Genomic DNA, 25,972 nt, shown 5'->3' with positions numbered 1-25,972 from the left:
CGCTCGAGCTCACCGCGCTCACTGGCCCGGGCCTGTCTGTCCCGCAACGCTTTCCGCAGGCAAGCTCGCCGGCGGTACTGGCGGCGGCGCGGGTTGCGGATACCACGGCGGCGGCAACGGATTGACCTCGTCGTAGGCGTTGGGCGGTCCCGGCAAGTTGGTTCCCGGTGGCGGAGGGGCGATGTCAGGTCCGCCGAGTAGCTCGGCCAACGACTCCGGGGTCAGCATGGTGGCGGTAAACGACTGAACCCGCGTGCCCTGCATACCGGGCGCGACAACCCAGCCCGGTTCAGAGTTGCGGTGCGAAAACGGTGTGTCCGGCGAGAAGATCCCGGGGACGGTGGTGTCCTTGTACCCGGGCGGCGGCCGCAGCCGCTCCTCTGAGTAGGCCACCTCCTTGGGCAGGGTGGCCGCCGAGGTGAACGGGTTGGAGCCGAACGGCAGGTAATTGAACTTGATGGCGTCCAGAACCGGCGCCAGGTACTGGGCGCACAACTCGGCGGAGTCCTGATAGCCGAGTCTGCTGCCCGCCTGGATGGCGCTGCAGATGAACTGGATGGGGTTCGCGAAGTTCGGGGCCACCAAAAGACTCGTTATTGAGCCGTGCAGCGGGTAGTAGAGGTTGTTGAAGTTGCTCGCATAGGTGGGCAGCACGTGTAAGGCGGTTTCCAGGCCGTCGCGCGGCTCGGGCTGCAGGATTGTGGTAGTCACCTCGGAAAGGTTGTCGATATCAGCGGCGAGCACAGGCCCGTTGTCGTCGAGGAACTTTCGTACGTCGGTCAGCACGCCATCAACGTGGCTGACCGTATCGGCCACGTCATGGTCGGATTTGGTGAACCAGTCAGTGATTTCGGCCAGGTTGTCGTTGAGGGCCACGAACTGTCGATCGTTCTGATACAGCGCGCTGACGAACAACGCCAGGCTTCGGGTGATCGCGACGAAGTCCCCGCGACCCTCGTTGAGCGCGGTCAGTGCTTGCGACAGACTGTTGAGTGTTTCGTTGACCTGCTTGCCCTTACCGGCCAGGTTGTCCGCGGCCGATTCGATGAGATCGCCGAACGGCCCTCTAGGCTGCTCCTCCGTCGGGCCGAGCTGCCGGATGATGCCGTTGATCGAATCGCGCAGTTCATCCCATTCGACGGGCACCTGGGTCCGCTCGATCGGGATCACGGCGCCGTCTTTCAGCACCGGACCGCCCGTGTAGGGCGGTGACAGCTGCACGGTGCGCGACGCCACCAGGCTGGGGTTGAGGATCGACGCGGTGGCGGTGGCGGGCACGTCGTACTTATTGCTGTAGTGAAAAGTCACGCGCATCTTGTCGCCGACCGGCTCGATCGTGTCGATCGAACCGACCCGCACACCCATGATCTGGACCTTGTCGCCGGGGTACAGCGCCAGCGCCTCAGGAAAATATGCGACTACGGTATTGGTGGTGAGCTTTCGGTAGAGCTGCACGCCGACGACGACCCCGACGACGGCCAAGACCACCACCAGCACTCCGCCGATGATCGCCCTGCGGGAGACGTGTGGCAGTCGGAGGTTGCGGATGTCGAAGATCGTGCTCACTGGCTGCTACCTCCCGTCCCGTCGGGCGTGACGAACGGGGCGGGCAGCGCCGGCCCGGGGCCGGGTGCCGCGGGTGGCCCGGGAGCAAAGGGCGGTAGTGGCGGCATCGGACCGGTCGGTGCTACCGGTTCGGTGCGCGCACCGCGCGGCGCGTTCGGGGACAACGGCACCGGTATGCCGGGAACATCCGGCGGCGGATCGCCCGGTCGGCCAGCACTCGGGATGCCCGGTGTCGGCGGCAGGCCATCCGGGTTCGGCGGCGAGGCGGCGACGTCCAGCGGCGCCGGGAAGATGGGGCCGCCGAACGGGCCCGTGGTCGCGCCGGCACAGGGGAGTGGATTGTCGGGCCGCGGAGACGAATCCGCCGCCGGCGTGTAGGAGCACGGCGCACCGGGCGGGACTGCCGGCATCGGATGCTCGGGCGTGCCCTCCATCAGCTCCGGTGCCGGCGGCGGGGCACCGTTCGGCAATCGGGTGCCATTGGGGTCAGGCCATCGGGCTTCCGGTAACCCGGCGCTGCGCCAGAAGTTTTCCGGGTCGATGCCGCGCTTCTTGAACGCCGCGTCAACCCAGGGCTGAAGAATCTGGTAGGGCAGCAGATTAACCACCACCGCCTTGAAGTACGGTCCCGAGCCGACTGCCTCTGTCAGGGCCGCCGTGTATCTACTGAGCAGCACCAACACGTCACCCAACTCTGTCTTGCGTAAGACCAGCTCATCACTGACCGTGCGCAATTGACCCAACACGTGATTGACGTTGGGATTCTCGTTGATGAACCCGGACACCTGGGTCGATACGTCCGACACGTTGCTCAGCAGAATGCTCAGCTCCTGGCTGCGTTGTGTCAGCGCGGCCAGCAGCGTCTTGGCATTGACCAGCAACCCGTTGACCTGTTCGCTGCGGTGCCCCAAGACGTGCGCTATCTTGCTGGCGTTGCCCAGAAGTCGTTCGATCTGCTCACCGCGCTTGCCGACGGTGTCGGAGAATGCCTTGACACCATCGAGGGCGGCACTGAGGTGGGGAGCCGTCTCATCGAATGTCTCCGACAACACGTTGAGCGAGCGTTTGACGGCGCCGATGTCCCATCCAGTCGCCGCCTTTGTCACATCGACGAATGCATCGTAGACCTGATAGGGCGTTGTGGTCTGCGCCAGCGGCAGGAATCCGTTGGGCTGCAACGGCTTCCAACCATGGGGTTCGATCTCCATGTTCTTGCGGCCCAGGATGGTGTCGGTACGGATCGCCGCTCGGCTTTGCATTCCGATAGTTCGGCCCACCAACGAGAATCCGATCATGACCCGGTCGCCGCGGATCGACAGCGAGAGAACCCGCCCGACATTCACCCCGGCGATTTCCACCTTGTCACCCGCGCTGATGCCGCCCGTGTCGGCGAACTGTGCGTAGTACGTAGGAGTGGCGAACAGCATCGGCACGCTGGTAAAGGTTTGCGCCACGCCAACGACCAGCAGCGTGACCACGATTCCCATCACGCCGATCCGCCCCCGGTTGAATTCCGTCAGCGTCCTCATTGCGGCGTACACCTCCCCGTGGGCTGCCCGAAGAGCTTGATGGTGCGTACCGGTCCGCCGGGCTGTAATCCGTTGACTCTCAACTCGATGTCGCACAGATAGAAGTTGAAGAAGTCGCCGTATATCCCACCGGAACGGCCGATGATGCGATACGCGTCCGGCAGCTTCTCCAAGACCTCGTCCAGAGACGACAAATCCTCGATCAGCGGCCCCTGAATGCGCTCGAGGTGTCCGACGCTGTCGCTCAGCAATGGGCGGTCCGCAGCCAGCAGGTCAGCCAGGGTTCCTGCGGCGCTGCTGATATGCGCCGCTGCCGCTGCCAGCGGATCGGCCCGGTTCTTCAATCCGGTGATCAGTACCTCGAGCCGGTCGACCGTCTGGTCGAACTCCTTTTCGTGCTTGACCGCGGTGGCCAGCACGGTGTTGAGGTTGCGGACAACCTCGCCGATCGCCCGGTCGCGGTCGGCAAGCGTCGCTGTCAGTGTCGCGGTCTGATCGAGGATGTCGTTGATGGTGGCGCCTTGACCCTGAAACACCGTGATGAGCGACGACGCGATGCTGTTGACCTGATCTGGATCCAACGTCTTGAACAGCGGACGAAACCCGCCGAGCAGAGCGTCGAGATCCAAGGCCGGCTGGGTGCGCGCGAGCGGGATAGTTCCGCCCGGCGCCAGCGGGCGGCCGCTGTCGCCACGACGTAGCTCCAGGTAGCGGTCGCCGATCAGGTTGAGGTATCGGATCGAGGCCGTTGTCGCTAGATCCAGCTGTACCGAGCGATCGACGGTGAACTTCACCAAGACCCTGGTGTCGCCATCGATCAGCACCACGTCGGATACTTTGCCGACCTCTACCCCGGCGGCGCGGACGAATTGCCCGGCCCGCAGCCCGCTCACGTTGGTGAACACCGCGGAATACCCAGCTGTGCGGTTGAAACGCACCTGGCCGAACACCACGATGATCATCACGGTGAACATCAACAGCACCAACCAGAAGATGCCGAGTTTGATCGCCGTTGATGTGGTCCTCATGGGTTGATCGTGTTCTCCCCGAATTGGCGTCCCCACACATACTCGGTAAACATCGGCTGGCCCAGCTCCAAGTGGTTGTACGGCGCCAAACTGGCGCCGGTGTCCATCACCAGATACGGCGCCGGCCACAAGTCCCGGGTGATCGGATGCCAACACCCTGGGCGTCCACCCGGTCCCCCATGAGCGTTGATACGCGGCAGATTGTCCGGGTAAACGTAGGGGTTGGGAGCTCCGATGATGGTGCCTGCCGCAGCTAGTGAATAGCCATTCCCGCCAACGGCGTTCGCGACTTTCGGCGCAGCATCGTGGAAGTTGCGGATCGTGCAGAACAGTTCGGGACTATAGGTGTCGAGCAACGCAGCGGTGGGTACCAGATCGGCGGCGCCGCGGGCCAGGAACGGCCCGCCCCTGCTCAGGATATCTTCGCCGGTGTTGCCCGCTCCCACCGCCGCCAACAGTGCGGCATCCAGATCGCCCTGCTGCTTGGTGAGCGAGCGCGCGGTGATCACCGCGTTCTGCAGGAAAGCCCACAGATCTGGGGACGCGCTGGTATAGACATCGCCGAGATCGGCAAGCCTTCGCACGTCGTAGCGGATCTGAGGCATCCGCGGGTTCAACTGCGCCAGAATCTCATTGCCGCTGGCGATCGACTCTCCGAACTTGCCACCTAGCCCGTCCAGCGCCTGTGCGAGCGCGGACAACGTGACGTTCAACTCGATCGGATCCACCTTCTCGGCAAGCGAGGTGATGGTCTCGAACAGCGTATCGAACTCCGTGGTCACCGACCGCACGTCGATCACGTCTTGGGGCGAAATCCGCTGTTGGTCGGGCTTTTCCGGAGAGGTCAGGGAAACATACTTGTTGCCGAACAGGGTCGCTGCCTCAATACTTGCCGCGACGTTGACCGGAATCAGCTCGATGTAGCGCGGATTGACATGCAGCAACAGCTCCGCCGCCGGCCTGCCGTCCCGCTCGATCTCCGAGATGCTCGCCACCCGCCCGATGTCCACCCCGTTGTACGTGACCTTGGAGCCTGGTTCCATCACCAATCCCGCCCGCGACGCCACCAGGGTCAGCTCGGTCTTCGGCGTGAAGTGTCCGCGAAACTGTAAGTACACCAATACGAGAACCAAGGCGCCGACGAGCAGCACAACAACGCCCTCGAGGTACAGCCACACCCGTCGATGCTTGCGCGTCACCACCGTCGTCACAGCGGCTACACCGTGAGATTGAAGTTCGGGTCGACGCCGTAGAGCGCCAACTCAGCCAGCAGGACCACAATCACAACCGAGACCAGCGACAACCGCATCGACCGTCCGACGGCTTGACCGACGCCGACCGGGCCACCGCTGGCGGTATAGCCGTAGTAGCAGTGGGTGATCATCACCACCACCGCGATGATCACGACTTCGACTACCGACCAGCCCACGTCTTCGGGGCGTAGAAAGGTGCGGAAGTAGTGATCATAGGTTCCGTTCGACTGTCCGTAGAACACGGTGGTGACCACCTGCCCGGACGTGAATGCCATGTCGAGGGCGAGTGCGTAGAGCGGCAAGATCACCGCCAGCCCTCCGAGGATCCGGGTGGAGACGAGGAACGAGATCGACTTGATGCCCATGACTTCCAGTGCGTCGATCTCCTCACTGATCCGCATGGCGCCGAGTTGGGCCGTGGCGCCCGCGCCGACGGTGGCGGCCAGCGCGACACCGGCGACGATCGGCGCGGCGACGCGCGTGTTGGCCAGTGCGGCAAAAAAACCGGTGAAGGCCTCGACCCCGATGTTGCCCAGCGAAGCGAACCCTTGAATCGCGATCAACGAGCCGCCGGACAGCGTCACAAAGCCGATGATCGCCACCGTGCCCCCAATGACAGCCATCGCGCCGGTGCCCATGCCGATCTCGGCGGTGAGCCGCAGCGTCTCCCTGCGGTAGTGGCGCAGCGCCCACCCGATCTGGATGACGCTGAGGCGGGTGAACCTGGCGAAAATCCCTAACTGCTCAAATCTTTGGGCCGTGCCGCCGCCGTAGCGGGAGATATTTGCCGCCGTGCGAGGGTAGCGGCCGCGCAGGACAGTTGCCGCCGATGTCTTCGCCATGCCTAGCGTCCCGTTCCGAACCGCACGCCGATCGTGGTCAACACCACGTTGACCGCGAACAGCGCAATGACGCACAGGACCAACGTTTCGTTGACGGCGGTGCCGACGCCCTTGGGACCGCCCTTGGTGGTCAACCCGCGGTAGCAGCCGACCAGGCCTGCGATCAGACCGAACGTGGCCGACTTGACAATCGAGATAAGGACCTCGGGCAGACCCGTCACGAGCGTGAGCGTGCCGACGTACGCGCCGGCGGAAACATGCTGAATGAAGACACCGAAGATGAACCCGCCGACCAGGCCGATGGTGATCACCGCGCCATTGAGGAGCGCGGCGACGATCGTCGCGGCGACAACGCGCGGCACCACCAGCCGGTGAATGGGGTCGATGCCGAGAACCTCCATCGCATCGATCTCCTCGCGAATGGTGCGGGCGCCAAGGTCTGCGCAGATGGCCGTCGCTCCGGCACCGGCTATCACCAGCACCGTGGTCAGCGGACCGAGCTGGGTGACCGCGCCGAGTGCCGCGCCGGCGCCGGAGATATCGGCGGCGCCGAATTCCGCTAACAGGATGTTGAGCGTGAAGATGATCAGCACGGTCAACGGAATCGAGACGGCCAGAGTCGGCAGCAAGGAGACGCTCGTGATGAACCAACCCTGTTCGATCGCCTCACGCCACTGAAACGGCCGGCGAAACAACGCCTTGCCGGTCAGCACGCAGGTGCGGTAGAACCCGCCGACCGCATCGATCGCCGGCTGCGTCTGGCCGCGAACATAGGTCGTGATCGCGGTGCGGGTGGTCATCTGCACAGCCCCTGAGGATCGACAGAGTCCCTGCGCCGCTGCCCCAACACAGTGCGCGCCGAGTTCATTGCCGAATTCCCGAGCTGTCCAGCGCGGCTAGCAGCGACGCGTTCGTTTGCTCCAGCAAATCTTGGGCAGCTTTTTTTGCTGCCGCGGGATCACCGGAGCAGATCGCATCCGCCACGATCCGGTAGTCGTTCGGCCGCTTGAAGTCGGCGGTCACCGTGCCGGCCAGAGCGGCTAGAGCTAGCTCGTAGGCGCCGCGAAATTCGTTGTACATCAACCGATAAACGATCGAACCAGAACTGTCGACCACATGGTCCCAAAACTTGAGGGCGTGACGTTGCCACTCAACGGGATCTTCCTCGGCCTCCATTGACCGCAGCGAATCCTCAAGGACTTGCGCCAATGTCGACTCGTGCCGTTCGGCCGCCAGCTCGGCGACCTTTGGGCCGTTGCGCAGCCGCGCCTCCAACATGCTGCGCACAACCGAGCTGTCCAACTCACCATTGCGAAACAGCAACCGGGGCAGCAGGTCCAGGCCGGCGTACCGCCGGAAATCACGCACAGTGGTGACGTCGCCCTGGCGCACCTCGACGAGGCCGGCGGCCGACAGCCGCTTCATCGCCTCGCGGACAGCGGGCCGAGATACGCCGAACACCTCGGCCAACCGGCGCTCGCTCGGCAACGCCGCGCCGGGTTGCATCTCACCGCTGAGCACATCCGTTGCGATCTGCTCAAAAACCTCTTCAGGCACCGATCGGCGAATTACTGGCTGCAGCGCCATGCGCTCAGTGTGCTCCCAAAATGATCAGAGGTCAAGTGGTCAGGCCATCATGGCGCCCGACCGTGTCGGAGCCGGGGCTTGTTCGCGTCGCAACCATCGCCCCTGCGACCACACCTGCGACGCAGGCATCCGGTTAAGTTGTCTGCGGGCCGCTAACCGACGCGGCCCTGACCTGATCCGAAGGATCTGCGAATATGCGAGTTGACGGGCGCGAGATCAGCGTGTCCGGCAGCTTGCTGCAACCGCTAGCCCGGCGCACCAACGACATCATCCGGCTGGTCCTCGCGGTGGTTTTCCTCATCGCCGTCGTCACGAGTTCCCTCATCACGCGCCCGCAATGGGAGGCACTGGAGAAATCCATCTCCCAGATCGTCGGGGTCCTATCCCCCGCTCAATCGGATCTGGTGTACCTGGCGTACGGCCTGGCAATTGTGGCATTGCCGTTCGCAATCCTTGTTGGCCTGATTTTCTACCGGCAGTGGAAACTGCTCGGCGCATATGCGGCCGCAGGGGTACTGGCCATCCTGCCGCTGTCCATCACCAGCAATCGCATCGCTGCACCGCAATGGCACTTCGACCTGTCGGATCGGCTCACCACACTGCCCGCCCAATTGCTCGACGACCCGCGCTGGATCGCCATGCTCGCCGCGGTGCTGACCGTCTCGGGCCCGTGGCTACCCTCCCGCTGGCGACACCGGTGGTGGGCTCTGCTGCTGGCTTTCGTGCCGATCCATCTCGTTGTCAGCGCCATCGTGCCCGCCCGATCTCTACTGGGCCTGGCGGTCGGATGGCTCGTCGGCGCGGTAGTAGTCCTCGCGGTCGGCACTCCCGCGCTGGAGGTGCCGCTCGACGGCGCGGTTCGCGCGTTGTCCAGACGCGGATTCACGGTGTCCGGGCTCACGGTGCTGCGGCCCGGTGGACGTGGACCACTGGTCCTCTCGGCCGCATCCGATGATCCCCACGCCGGGGCTTTGATCGAGTTGTACGGCCCACATCAACGCGGCGGAGGGGTGCTACGCCAGCTCTGGCGAAAGCTGAGACTGCGCGGCTCGGAGACCGCGCCGTTGCACGCCTCCATGCGCCGCGCGGTCGAGCATCAGGCCCTGATGGCCATCGCCATCTCAGCCGCGGGCGTCGCCAATGCAGAGGTGATCGGCGTTTCCCCGCTCGACCGGGGCTGGACTCTTTACGCACACAAGCCAGCTCGTGGAATTGGCATCCGTGAAGCCGCGCCGACGACACCGGTTGCCTTGGTGTGGGACTCGCTGCGGATACTGCACGATCAGCAGATCTCCCACGGCGATTTGTGCAGCAGCGAGATCACGGTCGACGACGGCACCGTGCTATTCGGCGGCTTCGGCGGCGCCGAATACGGTGCCACCGAAGCCCAACTCCAATCCGACCTGGCCCAACTCCTGGTGACGACGGCAGCGCTGTACGACGCCAAGTCGGCCGTGGGTGCGGCCATCGACGCGTTCGGCAAAGAAAGAGTCCTCACCGCGTCGCGGCGACTGACCAAGTCCGCTGTGCCAAAACGAGTCCGCGAATCGGTTACCGAACCGGGCGAAGTCATCTCCAGCGCACGCGCGGAAGTCAAACGCCAGACCGGTGCGGATCAGATCAAGACCGAAACCATCACCCGCTTCAGCCGTAGCCAGATCATTCAACTGGTGCTGATCGGTGCCCTGGTCTATGTCGCGTACCCCTTCATCAGCACTGTGCCGACCTTCTTTTCCGAGCTGCGAACCGCGAACTGGTGGTGGGCACTGCTGGGCTTGGCGGTGTCGGCGCTGACGTATGTCGGTGCCGCAGCGTCGTTGTGGGCCTGCGCCGACGGGCTGGTGGGCTTTTGGAAACTAACCATCATGCAGGTAGCAAACACCTTTGCCGCAACGACCACTCCGGCCGGTGTCGGGGGGCTCGCGCTGAGCACGCGGTTCCTGCAGAAGGGCGGACTCAGCGCATTGCGGGCCACGGCCGCCGTAGCGCTTCAGCAATCAGTGCAGGTGATCGTGCACCTCGCGTTGCTGATCACCTTCAGCGCCGTGGCCGGGACGTCGACCGACCTGTCGCACTTCGTTCCGAATGCCAACGTGCTCTATCTCATCGCCGGAGTGACGCTGGGCATCGTCGGCACATTCCTTTTTGTGCCACGATTGCGGCGCTGGCTGGCAACGGCGGTGCGCCCGAGGCTCCAGGAAGTAGCGACCGACCTCATTGCGCTTGCCCGGGAACCGAGGCGGCTGGCCTTGATCGTCCTTGGCTGCGCTGGAACGACTCTCGGAGCGGCGTTGGCGCTGTGGGCCAGCATCGAAGCCTTTGGTGGTGGCACCACGTTCGTCACCGTGACCGTGGTGACAATGGTCGGCGGGACCCTCGCGTCGGCCGCCCCCACCCCGGGCGGCGTCGGCGCAGTGGAGGCGGCGTTGATCGGTGGGCTCGCCGCCTTCGGCGTGCCCGCGGCCGAGGGCGTGCCGTCAGTGCTGCTGTACCGGATACTCACGTGCTGGCTTCCGGTATTCGTCGGCTGGCAGGTCATGCGCTGGCTGACCAGAAACGAGATGATCTAGCAGTCACTCTAGGACGTCTGCAACCACGACCAGCACGATCAGCGTCTGTGCGCTCTCCCCGGCCGTGATCGCGAGGTACATCGGGTAGTAACCCACCGGAACCGATCGGGCTGCGGTAATCGCGACCGGAACGGTTGCGGATCCGTCACGGTCGAACTGTCCATGTATGGGTTCGGCCGTGATTCCTGCGCCGGAGGACGCACCCGTGATGGTGTAGTCGCTGACGCCCTCGATCATCCGTTGTGCGTCCACGGTGACGGTCCCGGTAGCACCAGGCGCGATTTCGACAATGGGAAAGGCGATATTCATGGTGACCGCCGTGCTGCCCACCCCGAAGGACGGCGGTGCGGCGGAGGGCGCAGTGCCCCAATCCTTGTTGGGTTTGTCCGCGAGCGAGAACACGAGGTCGGCGCCGGTGTGCACGATCGACCCCGGGAGGAAGGTTCTATCGGTCGGTTGGCCGTCGATAGCAAGGGCATTGATGTACTTCAGGCGGTTACGCCCCGACGCGCCCGGTGCGGTGATCCGGATGGACTTTCCGGACGGAAGCGCGATGATCGCACGATCGAAGATGGGCGTGTTCACGGTCAGGATCGATGTTCCCGGGATGCTCGGATACAAACCGAGGGCGGCCCAGACATACCAGCTGGCAAGGGCACCGAGGTCGTCGTTGCCGGGCGCGCCGTCCGGTGTAGGGCCAAACAGTCCCCGCACCCGATCAACCGTCTGTTGAGTTTTCCACGGTTGACCGACGTAGTTGTACAGCCACGGCACCCCGAAACTCGGCTCGTTGCCCGCCCAGAGATACGGTTCTTTGGGGCCCACATTGAGCTTCTTCGTGAAGCGGTCGAGCCGTTTGATCACGGCCTCGCGCCCGCCCAGAGCGGTCACCAGCCCGGCTACGTTGTGGGGCACCGACCAGAGGTACTGCTCGGCGTTGCCCTCGTCGTATCCGTCTTGGCCGAAGCCCGACCCAAACTCCACGAACCCGGGGCCTTCGGGGAAGAACCCGGCCGTGCTACGCGGCGAGATGTAGCCCGTCGTCGGGTTGAACAGGTTCTGCCAATACTGGGACCGGCGCTGGAATTCGGCCGCGGTCGCGGTGTCGCCCAGCGCTTCGGCGAATCGCGAGATGGCGAAGTCGTCGATCGACCATTCCAGCGTGACGGACGCGCCCGCACGAAACCCCGGCGTCTGTGGCCGGTAGCCAAGTTCCAGGTAGGCTTCGACGCCGCGCCGCTCAACATAACCGTCGCGGCCGATACCGCCCTGGGTCGCCGCGCTCACCATGTAGCGCAACGCCGTCTTGAGGTCGAAGTCCTTCGCCCCGTACGCGTAGAGGTTCACGATGAGCGGTACCACATTGTCCCCGGTCATCATCCCGGTCGGGGAATTCGCGATCGCCCAGCGCGGATAGGCACCGCTCTGCTCGGCGGCGTTCACCAACGATTGGGCCATGTCACTGGCCCGCTCGGGGAACAGCAGGCCTTGCAATGGCGCAAGGCTGCGGTAGGTGTCCCAGTCGGAGAAGTTGGCATATTGCGTGCGCCCATCCGCGACGCGGTGGACGGTGCCATCGAAGCCGGGGTAGCGTCCGTCCGCGTCGTTGAATGTGTTGGGGTGCAACAGCGATCGGTAGAGCGACGTGTAGAAGGTCTGCAGGTCGCCGTCGTCCTTGCTCGCCACCGCGATTCGCGATAGCGCGGCATTCCATTCGGCCGACGCTGCCGTGCGAATGGCATCAAAGCTCGTGTCTCCTTCGGCGGCGAGGTTGGCGCGCGCCCCGTCCACGCTGACGTAGGAGAGCGCGGTCCGGACCTCGATCACCGAGCCGGGCGGAAAGCCGACGTAGCCGCCGCTGTACCGGGAATCGGCGGTATCCCTGCCGGGGGAGACCGCGTAGCCGTCCCAGGTGCCCCACATACTGAACGGCTGGCTGAACTTCATGGCGAAGTAGACGGTGTACACGTTGTTCCTGCCGCAAAACCCTCCGCTGGTCGCCGAACCGGTGATCGTGGTGGTGTCCTCGATGTGCAGAGTTGCGGCGTAGTTGCCCGCGAGCGATGCGCCCGAGCGCACATGGAACAGCGCGGGCCAGTCATTGTGCGGGTATCGGAATCGGCCAACGCCGGTGCGCGTGGTGGCGGTGAGCTCGGCGACCACTCCCGTACCGGGGAATCGCACGGTGTAGTAACCGGGTACGCCCGCTTCGGTGTCGTCGTGAGCGATCTCCTCCCAGGCGTTCCACGGCTGCGAGCTGATCGGAGTGGTCGTCGGCAGCATCGAGATGTCACCGAATGCCGGGCAGCCCACCGAGGCATGGGTCATGCTGAACCCGGTGGACCGCGGGTTGTCGTAGTCGTAGCCGGCGTAGTTGTTGACGGTGTCCGGCGAGTACTGCACCATGCCGAACGGAACCGAGGCCCCGGGGAAGTTGTTGATCTCCCCCACTATCTCGCCTCCGGTCCCGGTACCGATAAGCGTGTCGACGTGCTCGACCGGGTAGGTGACGAAAACCGGCTCCCCGTCGTAAGCCGTCGGCGACCCGATAAGGAACGGAACGAAGAGGCCTATCGCAGCGATGGTTGCGGCAAGCACTCTGAACAGCCACCGTGACCGCATAGCTGTCTCTTACTGCATAACCGTGTCTTCCCGCGGTGTTTCGAGTCGATTCGAGACAAAAACGGAGGCGATTCGAGATGAAATGGACCGCTGGGGCCGTGCCATGCTGGCCGCGCTTGGTGCCAATTGGGCTAGTCTCAATCCGACTTGACCGGCCGGAAGTGCCGGCCCAATGTTCGGGAAGGCGACCAATGAAGCACTTCACGGCGGCAATTGCGACGATATTGATGGGCCTGGCACTGGCTGGTTGCAGCTTCAGTTTCAAGACAGACAGCAAATCATCCCCGACGACAACGGGTGCGTCGTCAGCGACCTCGACCCCGACCTCGCCGACCTCGACGACGTCGTCGGAAACCACCTCCGCCGAGGCTGAGGGTGGCCCCAACTACACCATCGCCGACTACATCAACGACAACGATATCGAGGAGACCCTCGTCCACCACGGCGATCCCGGCTCCCCGACCATCGACTTGCCGGTTCCGGATGACTGGCGGCTGCTACCCGAAAGCTCCAACGCCCCCTATGGCGGCATCGTCTACACCGAGGCCGCAGATCCCAACGATCCACCCACCATCATTGCGATTCTCTCCAGACTCACCGGTGACGTCGACCCGGCGAAGATTCTCGAATTCGCCCCTGGCGAATTGCAGAATCTGCCCGGATTCGACGGCGATGACGGAACCGAGTCCACGCTCGATGGCTTCGAGGCCTGGCAACTCGGTGGCTCTTACACGAAGAACGGCCAGTTACGAACGATCGCACAGAAGACGGTGGTGATTCCGACCCCGGACGCCCTCTACGTTCTGCAACTCGACGCCGACTCTCTCGATGACGAGACAATCGAATTAATGGACGCCACCGGCATTATCGACGACCAGACCACCATCACTCCCTGACGGCACGACAAACACTCCCGAGACCACGACAAAGCTGGGTCGGGGGCTACCCAGCCACCGACCAAAGCCGCCTTATCAGGCTTCGAAAGCGGTGTCGACATCGATGTGGTCGTAGCCGCGAACTCCGATTAGTCCTACGGTGTTGGCATGACAGAACAGTCCTATGCCGTCGACGTCGGGCACCCGCCATCGGCCCTCCTCCGTCTGGTCAACCCGATGCTTGGGGTCCTGCTCGGCACTCCGCTGGCCGGCTCGCTTCGCAAGCAACTGATGGTGATGAGCTTCACGGGCCGCAAGACGGGACGACAGTTCTCGATTCCCTTGAGCGCCCACGTGATCGACAACGATCTCTACGCGTTGACCGGCGCTGTTGGCTGGAAGCACAACTTTGCCGGCGGCGCCGCCACGCACGTGCTCTACAACGGGACAACGACCCCGATGCGCGGCGAGCTCATCCGCGACCGGGCTGTCGTCGCCGATCTATGCCTGCGGTGCGCCCAGTCCTACGACCTGAAGCGCGCTCAACGCATGATGGGATTGAAGTTCCGCGACGGACGCGTCCCGACCCTGGAAGAATTCACCGAAGCTGTCGACCGGCTCCAGTTGGCAGCCATTCGGTTGACTCCGGCCGACTAGGCTTTGCGCCGATATCGCTGAACCTCCTTGCGCACAAGCATATTCGGTAGCTCGAACACGCACGCCGCGGTGTCCTTCCTGCTCTCGGCGGTGATGGTCGTCGCATCGCTGGTCGGTTGCGCGTCCCCCCTAGGACCCAGAGCACCCACAGCATCAGCCTCGTACAGCCCAGCGCCGTGTCCAGAACCCAACGTCCCAGGCCTGCCGCAGGCCAATCTGGACTCGGCCTACACGTGCGGATATCTCTCCGTTCCGGAGAACCGCCTCGATCCCCAAAGTCGCACCATCCGGGTGCTGGTTGCCCGGGTGAAAGCGGTCAGCGACAAGCCGCGGCCCGACCCCATTGTCTACCTGGCCGGGGGTCCCGGCACGGCCGGCACACTGAGCGCGCCCGGTGTGGTCGCCGGCGGGATGAACGCTGATCGCGATGTCATCTTCGTCAACCAGCGGGGCACCCTGCACAACGATCCGCACCTGGGCTGCCCGGAACTCGACGAGTTCGCCACTCGAGCAGTGGGGTTGGCCTTCGAGGCTCCGTCCACCGCGGACCTTGACGCGGCTGCGGTCGCAGCTTGCCGGGAGCGGCTGGATGCGGCGGATGTCGACTTCGCGGCGTACAGCTCCAGGGAGAACGCGGCCGATATCGCCGATCTGCGAGTGCAGCTAGGCATCGATCAATGGAACGTCTATGGCGTCTCCTACGGCACCGATCTAGCCATGCACCTGCTACGCACACATCCCGAAGGAATACGGTCGGTGGTCTTGGACTCGGTGGTGCCGCCCAATCAGAACATCGTCGAGCGCTGGTGGGAAGCCCCTGCTAGCGGCCTGGCCGCCATCTTTCGAGCGTGTGCCGAACAATCCGCCTGTGCGGCGGCATACCCGAACCTACCCGCGGTCTTCTTGCACACCGTCAACGAGTTGAGTCAGTCACCGGTGGAAGTCACTACGGCCGGTCCCCGCGGGGAAGCGGTAAGGGTCGTCATCGACGGTTTCAAGCTGGTGCCTTTGGTTCTCGAGTGGAGTGCCGACCCTGCCAAGGTCGCCGACATTCCACGGATGATCTTCGCGCTCGCCAACGGTGATGCCAGCCTGACAGCCGCCGCGATTGCCGCGAGTATCCCGTCGCAGGCGCAGCGAGGACTCGTGGGCGCCGGACTGGCGTTGGGGACGTACTGCCAGGAGATGGCGAACTGGACCACGCCGGAACGCTCCCTGTCCCGAGCGCAGGCGGCGATGCCGGGACTGCCCGATTCGGTCCTGCGAATAATGCCGACCGGCAGCTGGATTTTTCGTGAGTGCGACGCCTGGGGCCTAGGCAGGTCCGACACCATTGATCGGTTGCCAACCAGCAGCGGGGTTCCCGCGCTCATCCTGTCGGGCACATTCGATTCGAGCACGGCGCCGCGGTGGGTTCGCGCAGTCACCCCGGGACTCAGCAACTCCACCGCGCTGCGGTTTCCCGGGGTGGGCCATCCCGTGGTGCCGAATTCGGCCTGCGCCCAGGCGATCATGACCGCATTCATCGACGACCCGCACCGAAACGTCGATCGGTCCTGCATCCCGACAACCGCCGTCACGACTTTCAGCCTTCCGGTGGTCAAACCCTAGCCAGCCGCCCCGGGCGCCCATCAAAGCTGGTCACGCAATTGCTCGACGAGCCGGATCAACCTCGCGTGGTGTGACCCCGCCCAGTAGATCCGCCCACAAACCATTGCCGCAGCTCCAGGCGCCGCATGACCTCAATCGTCTGCGCCTGCGGATGCTGGGAGCCGAAGCAGCCGCGCCAGTCGGCCGAAGTTCACATCGACGACGAAGCGGGGATTGCGGAGCGGCACGGGCCGCAGCCTTGCCGTCGACCCGATGTCGAGCGCTTCGAACATGGGGTAGGCGGCAAAACGCTCCCCGTTGGCCGGCCGGCGGCCAATGTCGACAGGATCGCCATTGGCCAGGATGAGATCGACCTCGGTATGCGGAATACCCATCGCCTCGAGAACATCCTTGACCGTCTGATGACTCCGGAACGGCCGGCGCACCGACGCTCCGCGCGACTCTGGCGCCACGAAGTCGTTGAGTTCTGCGTAGGCGCGGACATCGACATAGCCGGGCTCGGCCGACGGTCTCCTGGAGGTTGCCCCGCAGTCCACCGTTGATCCGCTCATGTGGATGCCCTTCAGCCCGGATGGATGGGACTTACGGCCCTGCCTGCGTCGTGCCGTCATGGGAGAATATCGATGCCGTCGCACAGCAAGGGAGCCCACGGTGACACGACGACAGAACGCGCACCCGGGGATTCCGCGCCGCGCTGGGCAGCGCAGGCTCGGCGCCGCCGAAGGCGTACTGGTGGCCTTGCTCGGGTGCACTCTCGACGAGGCATTCACCGACATCGTGCACACGGCCAAGCGGCACAACGTCGCCCCGATGGAGTTGGCCGATGCGCTCGTGTCGATTGCCGAGAAGAACGCCCCCGGCGACCCTGACGACCCGGTTGTCGCCGCCGCCTACCGAGCCTGGGGCGACCGGCTGGGCGACACCGTGCGGCACTGAGACGAACCCAACGGCTGACGCCCGCGGCCATGATGCCGCGGGCGTCAGTCGCGACCGCGCTCCCGTTGCTCCTATTGCTGCTGCGCGGGCTTCAGCACACTGAATACGCCGCCCTGGGGATCCGACAGGACAGCGGACCGCCCCACCGAGGGAATGTCGAATGGTTCCACGGTGATCTGGCCGCCGGATGCCGCCGCCTTGGCCGCCGTCGCGTCGGCGTCGTCGACCTCGAAGTACACATGCCAATGGTTCGGCATCCCCGGCATCGGCGGTTCCATGCAGCCGCCGACATCGGCGGCGCCGGCTTTGAGCACGCGGTAGTGCTGGCCAGGAGCCATCTCCATCGTTGTATGGGTCAGACCAACGACGGATTCGTAGAAGGCCAGCGCCAAATCGGGTTTGTCCGTGATCAATTCGTTCCACATCACCGCGCCCGCCTCGTTGACCAAAGTCGCGCCGATATGCTGATTGGCCTGCCACAACCCGACGACCGCGCCAGTCGGATCGGCAATGAAAGCCATCCGCCCGGCATCGTCGATGTCGAAGCCCGGCATCAGAACCTGCCCACCTGCGGGCACCACTTTGTCTACGGCAGCGTCGACATCGTCGACGGCGATGTAGGTGTTCCAGGCCGGTGGCCTGCCTTCGGGAGCGCCGGGAGGCATCGGCGCGACGGCGGCCACGGTTTCTCCGTTGAGCGTGGCCATGGAGTACACGCTGGCACCGTCGGGCGTCGGGGTGTCGTCGTAACTCCAGCCGAACAACGACGAGTAGAACTCTTTGGCGGCAGGATGATCAGTGGTCTGCAGGTCGACCCAGTTGGGGGTGCCCTGCGAGTATTCGGTTCTCTTCGGCATGATTAACCTTTCGTTACTTGGCGGATACGTGCGCGACAATCGCTTGACGGCCGGTAAACGCAATCAGCTGATCAAGGACTCCGGCGTCGTCCCCGATCGCGACGGGCTCGGCGAAACCCACACCGCTGCGAGCTTCGGGGGTGATGAACTGGCGGGCCACCCCCAGCACGAAGTCCGCCACCGGATCGGAAACGACCACCTGGCGCCCGGCACTGTGAGCGAAATCCCAAGCGTGAACCAGGAATTCAAGGCTTAGGATGCTAATGGGCACGACCGCCGGCACGGGGTTCGAGTTGAGCTCGACGGTGCCGTCCAACCCGCGTCGACGCCATGCCTCCAGTACCACCTGCGCCGCGTCGGCGACTTGAGTTTCCAGGGGTGCGTCCTTGTCGCGGGGCGGCACCTGCGCGCCCGCGGCGGCACCGATCGCCGTCGTCGATCCCATCAAGTGATCGGCGAGTTGCGTCACGTCGTACTTGGCGCACGGTGTCTGCGCCGACAGCGCGGCGGCATCGAACCCCCGCAACACATGCTGAAGAGCAGCCAATGTTGCTTCAGCGCAGGATAATTCGTCGAGCGGGTCCGGTGCCGCCCCCCAGTCGTCGGGGCCAGCGTCACCGTGGTGTCCCGCAAGGACCAACCGGTCGAGGAAGTGATTCCAGCCTTCGGCGTGACGGGCGGCCTGCTCCTGGGTCAATCCGTCGTGGACCAGCTTCACCTCGGTGCCGCCATCGACTGGGTGCAGCGTGATGGTCACCGTCGACCCGCCTGGCGGCGGATCACCGTCGTCCTCCCACCCCCAGCTGAAGACGACCTTCTTGCCCGGTTCGATGTCGACGACGGTGCCCGCCGCCGTGTGCCCGGGAGTCACCGTCCACCGATAGGCGCCACCGTTTCGCAGCTCCACGCGGCCGGCGACGGTCATCCAGCGGCGAAGCCGATCGGTTCGGGTGATGAGCGCGAAGGTCTCGGCCGGATCCAAGGGCAGGACGACTGTTTTTTCGAACGGCATGACGAACTCTCCTTGTGCGGGTGTGTAGTGGGCTGCGTCGACGACGAGACGGTCGAGCTCGTCGCTCCAGAACGACTCGAAGTGCGCGCGCAGCTGCAGCATCCCGCGCTCGTCGAGCCGGTAGTACCGTTCCCGCCCCTGCTTGCGGGCAGCCACCAGCCCCACCTCGGCCAGGACCGCAAGGTGCTGCGATATCGCCGAACGGGTAACCGGAAATTGCGACGCGAGCTGGGTGACGGTGCGCTCGCCGAGGGCCAGAAGTTGGAGCAGCCGGCGCCGGGTTGGCTCAGCTGCGACCTCCAACATGTCGAGCACACATCAATACGTTAGCCATTGCTAACGTATTGATCAATGCCCTCAGCGGAATGCCCCACTAGGAGTTGCCGGAAGTCCCGGCCGGTGCCTCTCCGGGGTCGAGCTCAGGGCAGAATCGGAGTGTGAGAATCGCAATCAGCGGCGCCGGCGTGGCCGGCGCGGCGCTCGCCCACTGGCTGCACCGCACCGGGCACACCCCGACCCTCATCGAGCAGGCGCCAAAGTTTCGTACCGGCGGCTACATGATCGACTTCTGGGGAACCGGATACGAAGTCGCCAAACGCATGGGCATCGAGGACCGGGTCCGAGGCGACGGGTATCAGGTTCAACACATCCGCTCCATCGGCCCGCGGGGCGAGGTCAAAGCGGAGCTCGGCGTCGAAGTGGTGCGCCGCATGATCGACGGCGACTTCACCAGCTTGCCGCGCGGTGACCTGGCCGCGGCGGTCTACGCCACCATCGAAGATCGCGTCGAAACGATCTACGGCGACAGCATCACGGCCATCGACGAGCATGCCGACGGTGTCCACCTCACTTTCGACAATGCCGCGCCGCGCGAATTCGACCTGGTCATCGGGGCCGACGGGCTGCATTCGAACGTACGCAATCTCATCTTTGGACCAGAGGGGGAGTTCGAGCACTACCTCGGCTGCAAGGTCGCGGCCTGCGTGGTCGACGGCTACCACCCCCGCGACGAGCTGACCTACGTCACCTACAACACTCCCGGCCAGCAGGTGGCGCGCGTTGCACTGCGCGGCGACCGCACCCTGTTCCTCTTCGTCTTCCGGGCCGACCATGACAGCCCCGGCATACCGCCAAAAGATCAGTTGCGCAACCAGTTCCACGACAGCGGCTGGGAGTGCCCGCAGATCCTGGCAACGCTTGACGACGTGGATGACCTGTACTTCGACGTCGTCAGCCAGATCCGGATGGACCGGTGGTCGCGCGGGCGGGTGTTGCTGATCGGCGACGCGGCCGGGTGCATCTCCCTACTGGGCGGAGAGGGCACAGGCCTGGCGATGACCGAAGCCTACGTCCTGGCCGGCGAACTCAACCGCGCCGGCGGCGACCACCAGCAGGCCTTCGCTGCCTACGAGAAGCTGCTGCATCCACTCATCCAGCGCAAGCAGGCCGGCGCGACGCGGTTCATCGGGTTCTTCGCCACCAAAACCCGATTCGGCCTATGGTTCCGCAACATCGCGATTCGCATGATGAACTTCGGGCCGCTGGCCACCGTGTTCGCCCCCAGCATGCGCGACGACTTCGACCTTCCCGACTACGGCATTTGACGTCGTGCGGTTGACGCTATTCATCAACCCCGAGCACCGGCCTGGCGATCCTCTCGATGTCCGGTTGGCCGAGCACGTGGAGCAGGTGACGACAGCTCGAGCTGCAGGCTATGACGGCGTTGCCATCGGGTCGCATCTGCCCTACGGCTCGGCGGCATGGCTCCCACCGTTTCAGACTCTGACCCACCTCGCACCGGCCGCTGCCGGGATGTCACTGTCGACCTGCGTTCTCGTGCTGCCTCACCATCACCCCTTACACGTCGCGGCGGATGGAGCGTTTCTCGATGCCGTGTCCGGCGGCCGGTTTACCCTCGGCGTGGCGGCGGGCTGGGCCCGTGACGAGTTTGCGCTGCTGGGCATCGACCGCAGGGAACGCGTCGGGCGGTTTACCGAGTCGCTGGACTTGATTACTCGGCTGTGGTCGCAGGATCGGGTCAGCTTCCACGGCACTTACTATCGTGTCGACGACGGTGCGCTCGCGCTGCGGCCCGTTCAGCGTCCCCGGCCGCCGATATGGTTGGGCGGCAGTGCTATTCGGTCTGTGGAGCGAGCCGCCGAACTCGCCGACACCGCCATCGGCGACACCTGGGTAGCCTCGTCGCACCTTGCCGAGTCGGTCATCGTCGACCAGGCGCAAGCTTTCCGCGCCCGACTCGGGGTACTGGGCAAGCCGCAGCCGGCCGATTTTCCGTTGCTGCGCAATATCGTGGTCGCCGAAGATCGATCTACCGCGATCCGCGAGGCGGCGCCCTACCTGCAAGCCAGCTATCAAGTCTTTGACCAATGGGGGTTGTTCAACGACGTCGTTGGCGATCCAACGGCGCCAAACGGCGTCGACGAATTGCTCGCGGGCCGAGTGATCATCGGGTCACCCGAGAACTGCGCCGAGGACCTGGTACGCCTGGCGCGGGCAACCGGGTTCACTCGGCTGGTCGCCAGGGTCCAGTGGATGGGCATGCAGCAGCAGGTCGTGTGTCGGACAATCACCCTGCTGGCGCACGAGGTGTTGCCGATGGTCGAGCAGGAACTCGGCCGACAACCGTAAACCGGCGAGCGCCGGCTGCCTCTGATTCGAGGGTTCATCGGGCCGGTGCTTACACACCAGCTCCTACCGGGGTGCGGGAGCGCCCGTTGGTGCAGTGCTGTGTTCAGCGACGGGGCAGCCCCCCGGCTGAGCCGCCGGTTGCGCCGCTGACGCGACATCGGTGATCGAGCGGACGTGGATCACCGCGCCCCCGCTGGGCACGATGGTGACGTGACGCAACCTGGTTCGTTCGTCGGCCGCGGTTGTGGTGGTCAATTGGACGCGGCGCAGGATTTCCCTGAGGACTAACCGCATTTCGGCCATGGCAAAGGTAGCGCCGAGGCAGCGTCGATTCCCGCCACCGAACGGTAACCAGGTGGTCGGACCGAGGCTCGCACCAAGCATCCGATCCGGATCGAACCGGTCGGGATCCGGGTACACCGCGGCGCTCGAATGGATCAGCCCGATGGTCGGGGCCACCATGATCCCGGCAGGCAGGCGATAGCCGGCCAGCTCAATCGGCTCGGTGAGAATCCGGCCCACATCGAACACCACGGGACGGATCCGCAGCGTCTCCTTTGCCAGCGCGTCGAGGTACTCGTCGCCCGCCGGATCGCCCGCCGCACTGGCATGGGCCGCATCCACAGCTTTGTCCAGTATCGCGGGATGGCGGGTCAGTCGCTCCAGTGCCCAGGACAGGCCGGTGGCCGTGGTGTCGTGACCGGCGGCCAACAACGTCATCAGCTGGTCTCGCAACTCGCGGTCGGTCATGGTGCTCGCCGGTGTTGAGGTGTCCTCGTCTGCGGCTCGGACCAGCATGGCGAGCACATCGGTGCGTGCGGCGACGTCAGGGTCGGCGCGCCGATCAGCGATCTCCGCATAGAGCAATTCGTCTGCCTCCGCGAGGCGGCGACGCAGCCGCCGCCACAGGCGCCGATTCAGCAAGTCCGGCTTGGCAATGGCCAGCGTCTCCCATGGACCCACGTCGAGCAGCCGCGGCATCACGTTGCGCAGTGCGGCCAGCCGAGCCGGGTCGGTGGCGCCGATCACCGTCCGCAGGATCACCTCGAGCGTGATCTCCGCCATCTTGGGCGCCACCGCGAACCTTTTTCCGACCGGCCAACCCGCGATGTTTGCCGCGGCGATCTCGCTCATCAATTCGGCTTGGCGCGCAACGGCATCGCGGTGGAATGGCGCCAGCATGAGTCGTCGCCGGTCCCGGTGCACGTCGTCGTCGACGACCAACAACGAGCTCTCACCGAGAATCCCGCTCAGCATCGTGTTGGCTTCGCCGGCGTGAAACACGCTCGGGTTTCCGGCGAATACCTTCTTGACATCGGCCGGATCAGTCAGATACACCATCGTGCCGATGCCCGCGACGCGGATCGTGAAAACGGCCCCATACCTGCGTCTGCAGCCGGCCAGAAAACCCGGGGCGTTCCGCAACATCGCTGCGGCCTGCACCGACCGAGGCCAGCGAGGTCCGGGAGGCAGCGTGGTAGGCGCGGTGTTAGTCATAACAACGATTCTACGGCCGCATCGCGCGCTGTGACCGGTTCCGACAAACGACGACGATCGCCGTTGCGGGCCACCGCGGGAAGAATGAATGCCCTTATCCGCAGCCCGGTTTGTGGCGGGAACACCCTGGCCGCAGGCCAAATAAGCGGTATTTGACCGACTTTCGTCACCACCGGGCCGGACGGACTGTCAGCTGGGCAATGTTGGTGCAAAGTCCGGTGGCCTCCGAACTTGGGTTGCCTGCTCGAAGGCATAGGCGTAGGCGATGATCTTCGGTTCCTGGAACGCACCAGCGAAGAATGACAGCCCGACCGGCAGACCGCGGACATAGCCGGCGGGAACGGAGATGTGCGGGTATCCGGCGACCGCCGGCGGTGTCGAGCAACCGCCCGGAAGAATATTGTCACCGACCACGGGGTCGATGACGAAAGCCGGCGAGCCTTCAGTGGGTGCGACGATCGCGTCGAGTCGGTGTTCACGCATCGCCTTGTCGATTCCCTCGTCGCGCCCGCGACGACGCAGCTCGGCCGCGACCCGAAGGTAGTTCGCATCAGTCAGATCGCCCTTGGATTGGGCCTGCTCGAGAAACTCCTGGCCGAAGTACGGCATCACCCGAGAGGCGTTCTGCTCGTTGAACGCGATCAATTCTTCGAGGCTTCGCACCCCGGCACCAGGATGGCTGCCGAGATAGCCGTTGAGACTCGCCTTGAGGCCATAGCTGAAGAGTTCGACTTCGAGGTCTCCGAAGAAGGGCAATGAGCTCGCCCGAACCGGGTCCACAATCTGCGCGCCCAGTTCCGCGAGCCGGGCGACAGCATCGTCGACCAGTGCGTCGGTTCCCTCGTGCTGTCCGAAGCACTCCCGGGCCACTCCGAGGCGGGCTCCGCGCAAGGCCACCGGGTCGAGGAATCGGCGATAGTCAGGCGCTGCGTGCTTGGCACCGTCGCGAGTTGCCGGGTCGTGCTCGTCGAAGCCCGTCAGCGCCGTCAGGACGGTCGCCACGTCGGCGACCGTGCGCGCCATCGGGCCCAACGTGTCCTGCGGCGCCGCGACCCCGATGGCGCCGGCACGACTTACCAGCCCGACCGTGGGCTTGAGACCAACGATCGAGCTGCTCGACGCTGGACGCACGATGGAGCCATCGACCTCGGCTCCAATTGCGCCGATGCACAGGTTGGCCGCCACCGCAACCGCCGACCCCGAGCTGGAGCCGAGCGGGCTTCGGTCCAACACATAGGCGTTGCGCACCTGGCCGCCGCGACTGCTCCACCCACTGCACGGCCGGGTGGAACGCAAATAGCCCCACTCGCTCATGTTCGTTTTTCCGAGGATTACGGCGCCGGTGTCGCGTAATTTCCTGGCCACAAACGCATCTCGTGATGCGATGTTGCCTTCCAGAGCCAATGATCCGGCGGTCGTGGCCATCGTGTCGCCGGTGTCGATGTTGTCTTTGACGACGATGGGGACGCCGTGGAGCGGACCGCGGGTTCGTCCCCGTGCGCGTTCGGCGTCTAGCGCTTCAGCGATGGCCACAGCGTCGGGGTTCACTTCGATCATCGACCGCAGCGTGGGACCGGAACGATCGATCTGCCGGATTCGCGTCAGATAGCGGTCAACCAGGCCGGCGGCGGTCCACTCGCCCCGATCGAAGGCAGTCTGGGCGTCGGCGATGGTGAATTCGGGCGGCTCCATAGTGATCGCGGCTCCAGGGTGATCGCGACTCTGTCGGCTACTTGTAGGCGACGGCCGCGCTGGAACCCGCAGCGAGCGGGATCACGTCGAACGACCGGAATCCGGCCGCACTGCACCACTTCCGGAAGTCGGCAGCCGAGTAGTCGAATGCATCGCCGAACTCGATCAGCATGTTGAGCGACATCATCAGACCGGATGTGTTTTCCCGTCGCGCGTCGTCGATCAAGGTCTCGACCACGATGAAGGCCCCGTCCTCGGGGAGTGCCTCGTAGGCTTTCGCGATCAATCGTTGTTTGTGCTCGAGGTTCCAGTCGTGCAGGATCTGGCCCATCGTGATGATGTCCGCGACCGGCAGCGGGTCAGCGAGGAAATCACCGCTGACCGCGCGCACGCGATCTCCCAAGCCCTCCTCGGCCAGCTTGTGCTGTGCGATCTCGGTCACTGCTGGCAGGTCCCAGCTGACACACTCTAGGTGCGGATGCGCCCTGGCGACGATCCGCGACAGGAGGCCGCTGGCGCCGCCCACATCACAGAGGCTCCGGTAGCGCTCGAACGGAAACCGTTCGGCAAGGAGCTCAATGTTGCGACTCGACGCCGAATCCATCGCGGACATGAACACCTCGAGTCGCCGCGGATCTGCGTACAGCGACTCGAACATCGGGCGTCCGGTTTGCTTGACCTCGTTTTGCGGCTTTCCTGTCTGCAGTGCCTCGGTCAGATCCGCCCAGAACCGATAGTTGCGTTGGTCCCAAATCTTCAGCAGGCCGCCCTGGTACGCGGGGCTGGTTTCATCGAGGAAGTGCGCGGTTTCTTCCGTGTTGCGGTAGCCGGCCCCGGGTCCGTCCCCGTTGCGCGCCAACAAATCCAGTGACACCAAAGCGTCGAGAAAGTCAGTCGCCGGCCGCAGCACCAGCCCGAACCGTTCGGCGATGGCCTCCGCTGTCATCTCACGGTCGCCGAGTTCGGTGAATAGCCCGAGCCCAACCGCGCTCTGCAATACCTTTGCTGCGCAATATCCGGCACCGATCCCCATGATTCGATCGGGACTCAACCGATTCATCGCGGCAACCTCCCTGAATCGCTCCGGCACGCCTGTCGTGCCGATGTCTACCGACCGTAGGCTAAAGGTTGGTCCGTCCGGAGTCACTACCATACCCCCTGGGGGTATGCTACGATGGGGTCGACCGCG

20 protein-coding genes and 1 pseudogene are annotated in these 25,972 nt (G+C 64.7%); 7 read left to right on the top strand and 14 right to left on the bottom strand.

Translation table 11 applies throughout. From position 1 onward, the window contains the following. Positions 1–18: 18 nt before the first annotated feature. The 7 genes from F6B93_RS03855 to F6B93_RS03825 all read right to left on the bottom strand — a co-directional run bounded on the left by F6B93_RS03855 (position 19) and on the right by F6B93_RS03825 (position 7,805). Positions 19–1,566 carry a virulence factor Mce family protein gene (locus F6B93_RS03855; RefSeq protein ID WP_211697821.1) on the bottom strand — a complete coding sequence of 516 codons (1,548 nt, stop codon included), beginning with the start codon at positions 1,564–1,566 and terminating at the stop codon, positions 19–21. Then, entirely contained in the window at positions 1,563–3,095 is a 1,533-nt protein-coding gene (locus F6B93_RS03850; RefSeq protein WP_211697820.1) for a virulence factor Mce family protein, read from the bottom strand. The genes F6B93_RS03855 and F6B93_RS03850 overlap by 4 nt, the downstream gene beginning before the upstream one ends. Continuing rightward, a complete protein-coding gene (locus tag F6B93_RS03845; RefSeq protein ID WP_211697819.1) occupies positions 3,092–4,123 on the bottom strand; it encodes an MCE family protein in 1,032 nt (343 codons plus the stop codon). The genes F6B93_RS03850 and F6B93_RS03845 overlap by 4 nt, the downstream gene beginning before the upstream one ends. After that, positions 4,120–5,334, bottom strand: a complete 1,215-nt coding sequence (locus F6B93_RS03840) for an MCE family protein (RefSeq protein WP_211697818.1) — start codon at positions 5,332–5,334, stop codon at positions 4,120–4,122. Before F6B93_RS03840 ends, F6B93_RS03845 begins: the two co-directional genes overlap by 4 nt. A gap of 5 nt (positions 5,335–5,339) precedes the next feature. Beyond that, on the bottom strand, positions 5,340–6,218 hold the full coding sequence (locus F6B93_RS03835) for an ABC transporter permease (RefSeq protein WP_211697817.1): 879 nt from the start codon (positions 6,216–6,218) through the stop codon (positions 5,340–5,342). Between the two features lie 2 nt (positions 6,219–6,220). Continuing rightward, on the bottom strand, positions 6,221–7,018 hold the full coding sequence (locus F6B93_RS03830) for an MlaE family ABC transporter permease (protein WP_211697816.1): 798 nt from the start codon (positions 7,016–7,018) through the stop codon (positions 6,221–6,223). A gap of 64 nt (positions 7,019–7,082) precedes the next feature. After that, entirely contained in the window at positions 7,083–7,805 is a 723-nt protein-coding gene (locus tag F6B93_RS03825) for a FadR/GntR family transcriptional regulator (RefSeq protein ID WP_211697815.1), read from the bottom strand. Positions 7,806–7,999: 194 nt separating this feature from the next. Here F6B93_RS03825 and F6B93_RS03820 point away from each other — a divergent pair, with 194 nt between their 5' ends. Continuing rightward, a complete protein-coding gene (locus F6B93_RS03820; RefSeq protein WP_211697814.1) occupies positions 8,000–10,375 on the top strand; it encodes a lysylphosphatidylglycerol synthase transmembrane domain-containing protein in 2,376 nt (791 codons plus the stop codon). Between the two features lie 3 nt (positions 10,376–10,378). On the opposite strand, the gene F6B93_RS03815 is transcribed toward F6B93_RS03820, so the two are convergent. Then, entirely contained in the window at positions 10,379–12,997 is a 2,619-nt protein-coding gene (locus F6B93_RS03815) for a GH92 family glycosyl hydrolase (RefSeq protein WP_211697813.1), read from the bottom strand. Positions 12,998–13,188: 191 nt separating this feature from the next. On the opposite strand from F6B93_RS03815, the gene lpqN reads away from it, so the two are divergent. The 3 genes from lpqN (at position 13,189) to F6B93_RS03800 (ending at position 16,140) form a co-directional block, all read left to right on the top strand. Beyond that, positions 13,189–13,893, top strand: a complete 705-nt coding sequence (gene lpqN / locus F6B93_RS03810) for an envelope biogenesis lipoprotein LpqN (RefSeq protein WP_211697812.1) — start codon at positions 13,189–13,191, stop codon at positions 13,891–13,893. A 147-nt stretch (positions 13,894–14,040) separates the two neighbouring features. Next, entirely contained in the window at positions 14,041–14,529 is a 489-nt protein-coding gene (locus F6B93_RS03805) for a hypothetical protein (protein ID WP_211697811.1), read from the top strand. Between the two features lie 69 nt (positions 14,530–14,598). Beyond that, positions 14,599–16,140, top strand: a complete 1,542-nt coding sequence (locus F6B93_RS03800; protein ID WP_211697810.1) for an alpha/beta hydrolase — start codon at positions 14,599–14,601, stop codon at positions 16,138–16,140. 20 nt (positions 16,141–16,160) lie between these two features. Here F6B93_RS03800 and F6B93_RS03795 read toward each other — a convergent pair. Beyond that, a pseudogene (locus F6B93_RS03795) lies at positions 16,161–16,691 on the bottom strand (hypothetical protein). Positions 16,692–16,791: 100 nt separating this feature from the next. Between F6B93_RS03795 and F6B93_RS03790 the strand changes: the two are divergent. Next, positions 16,792–17,076, top strand: a complete 285-nt coding sequence (locus F6B93_RS03790; protein WP_246540992.1) for an ANTAR domain-containing protein — start codon at positions 16,792–16,794, stop codon at positions 17,074–17,076. Between the two features lie 71 nt (positions 17,077–17,147). On the opposite strand, the gene F6B93_RS03785 is transcribed toward F6B93_RS03790, so the two are convergent. Further along, positions 17,148–17,933: a VOC family protein gene (locus F6B93_RS03785; protein WP_211697808.1), complete on the bottom strand. Its 786-nt coding sequence runs from the start codon at positions 17,931–17,933 to the stop codon at positions 17,148–17,150. Positions 17,934–17,946: 13 nt separating this feature from the next. After that, positions 17,947–19,251 (bottom strand): TIGR03086 family metal-binding protein, encoded by a 1,305-nt coding sequence (locus F6B93_RS03780; RefSeq protein ID WP_211699255.1) that lies wholly within the window; start codon positions 19,249–19,251, stop codon positions 17,947–17,949. A gap of 131 nt (positions 19,252–19,382) precedes the next feature. Between F6B93_RS03780 and F6B93_RS03775 the strand changes: the two genes are divergently transcribed. Both F6B93_RS03775 and F6B93_RS03770 read left to right on the top strand, forming a co-directional pair. Beyond that, entirely contained in the window at positions 19,383–20,549 is a 1,167-nt protein-coding gene (locus F6B93_RS03775; RefSeq protein WP_211697807.1) for an FAD-binding domain, read from the top strand. A 10-nt stretch (positions 20,550–20,559) separates the two neighbouring features. Then, a complete protein-coding gene (locus F6B93_RS03770) occupies positions 20,560–21,594 on the top strand; it encodes an LLM class flavin-dependent oxidoreductase (RefSeq protein ID WP_211697806.1) in 1,035 nt (344 codons plus the stop codon). A gap of 63 nt (positions 21,595–21,657) precedes the next feature. On the opposite strand, the gene F6B93_RS03765 is transcribed toward F6B93_RS03770, so the two are convergent. From F6B93_RS03765 to F6B93_RS03755, 3 genes are all read right to left on the bottom strand, one after another. Continuing rightward, entirely contained in the window at positions 21,658–23,091 is a 1,434-nt protein-coding gene (locus F6B93_RS03765; protein WP_211697805.1) for a cytochrome P450, read from the bottom strand. A gap of 189 nt (positions 23,092–23,280) precedes the next feature. Then, complete coding sequence (locus F6B93_RS03760; RefSeq protein ID WP_281426154.1) at positions 23,281–24,855, bottom strand: amidase; 1,575 nt, start codon at positions 24,853–24,855, stop codon at positions 23,281–23,283. Next, a complete protein-coding gene (locus F6B93_RS03755) occupies positions 24,821–25,843 on the bottom strand; it encodes a methyltransferase (RefSeq protein WP_211697803.1) in 1,023 nt (340 codons plus the stop codon). The genes F6B93_RS03760 and F6B93_RS03755 overlap by 35 nt, the downstream gene beginning before the upstream one ends. Positions 25,844–25,972: the final 129 nt, after the last annotated feature.

The organism is Mycobacterium spongiae, from assembly GCF_018278905.1.
Taxonomy (GTDB): Bacteria; Actinomycetota; Actinomycetes; order Mycobacteriales; family Mycobacteriaceae; genus Mycobacterium; species Mycobacterium spongiae.
The sequence above is the reverse complement of the archived record's forward strand: the minus strand, read 5'-3'. Positions and strand labels throughout refer to the sequence as shown.

What these genes read in the sequence shown, in the direction of transcription:
- F6B93_RS03850 (WP_211697820.1), bottom strand. Translation starts at nt 3,095, where the DNA reads ATGAGGACGCTGACGGAATTCAACCGGGGGCGGATCGGCGTGATGGGA.
- F6B93_RS03845 (WP_211697819.1), bottom strand. Translation starts at nt 4,123, where the DNA reads ATGAGGACCACATCAACGGCGATCAAACTCGGCATCTTCTGGTTGGTG.
- F6B93_RS03835 (WP_211697817.1), bottom strand. Translation starts at nt 6,218, where the DNA reads ATGGCGAAGACATCGGCGGCAACTGTCCTGCGCGGCCGCTACCCTCGC.
- F6B93_RS03830 (WP_211697816.1), bottom strand. Translation starts at nt 7,018, where the DNA reads ATGACCACCCGCACCGCGATCACGACCTATGTTCGCGGCCAGACGCAG.
- F6B93_RS03825 (WP_211697815.1), bottom strand. Translation starts at nt 7,805, where the DNA reads ATGGCGCTGCAGCCAGTAATTCGCCGATCGGTGCCTGAAGAGGTTTTT.
- F6B93_RS03820 (WP_211697814.1), top strand. Translation starts at nt 8,000, where the DNA reads ATGCGAGTTGACGGGCGCGAGATCAGCGTGTCCGGCAGCTTGCTGCAA.
- F6B93_RS03815 (WP_211697813.1), bottom strand. Translation starts at nt 12,997, where the DNA reads ATGCGGTCACGGTGGCTGTTCAGAGTGCTTGCCGCAACCATCGCTGCG.
- lpqN (WP_211697812.1), top strand. Translation starts at nt 13,189, where the DNA reads ATGAAGCACTTCACGGCGGCAATTGCGACGATATTGATGGGCCTGGCA.
- F6B93_RS03805 (WP_211697811.1), top strand. Translation starts at nt 14,041, where the DNA reads ATGACAGAACAGTCCTATGCCGTCGACGTCGGGCACCCGCCATCGGCC.
- F6B93_RS03785 (WP_211697808.1), bottom strand. Translation starts at nt 17,933, where the DNA reads ATGCCGAAGAGAACCGAATACTCGCAGGGCACCCCCAACTGGGTCGAC.
- F6B93_RS03780 (WP_211699255.1), bottom strand. Translation starts at nt 19,251, where the DNA reads ATGTTGGAGGTCGCAGCTGAGCCAACCCGGCGCCGGCTGCTCCAACTT.
- F6B93_RS03765 (WP_211697805.1), bottom strand. Translation starts at nt 23,091, where the DNA reads ATGACTAACACCGCGCCTACCACGCTGCCTCCCGGACCTCGCTGGCCT.
- F6B93_RS03755 (WP_211697803.1), bottom strand. Translation starts at nt 25,843, where the DNA reads ATGAATCGGTTGAGTCCCGATCGAATCATGGGGATCGGTGCCGGATAT.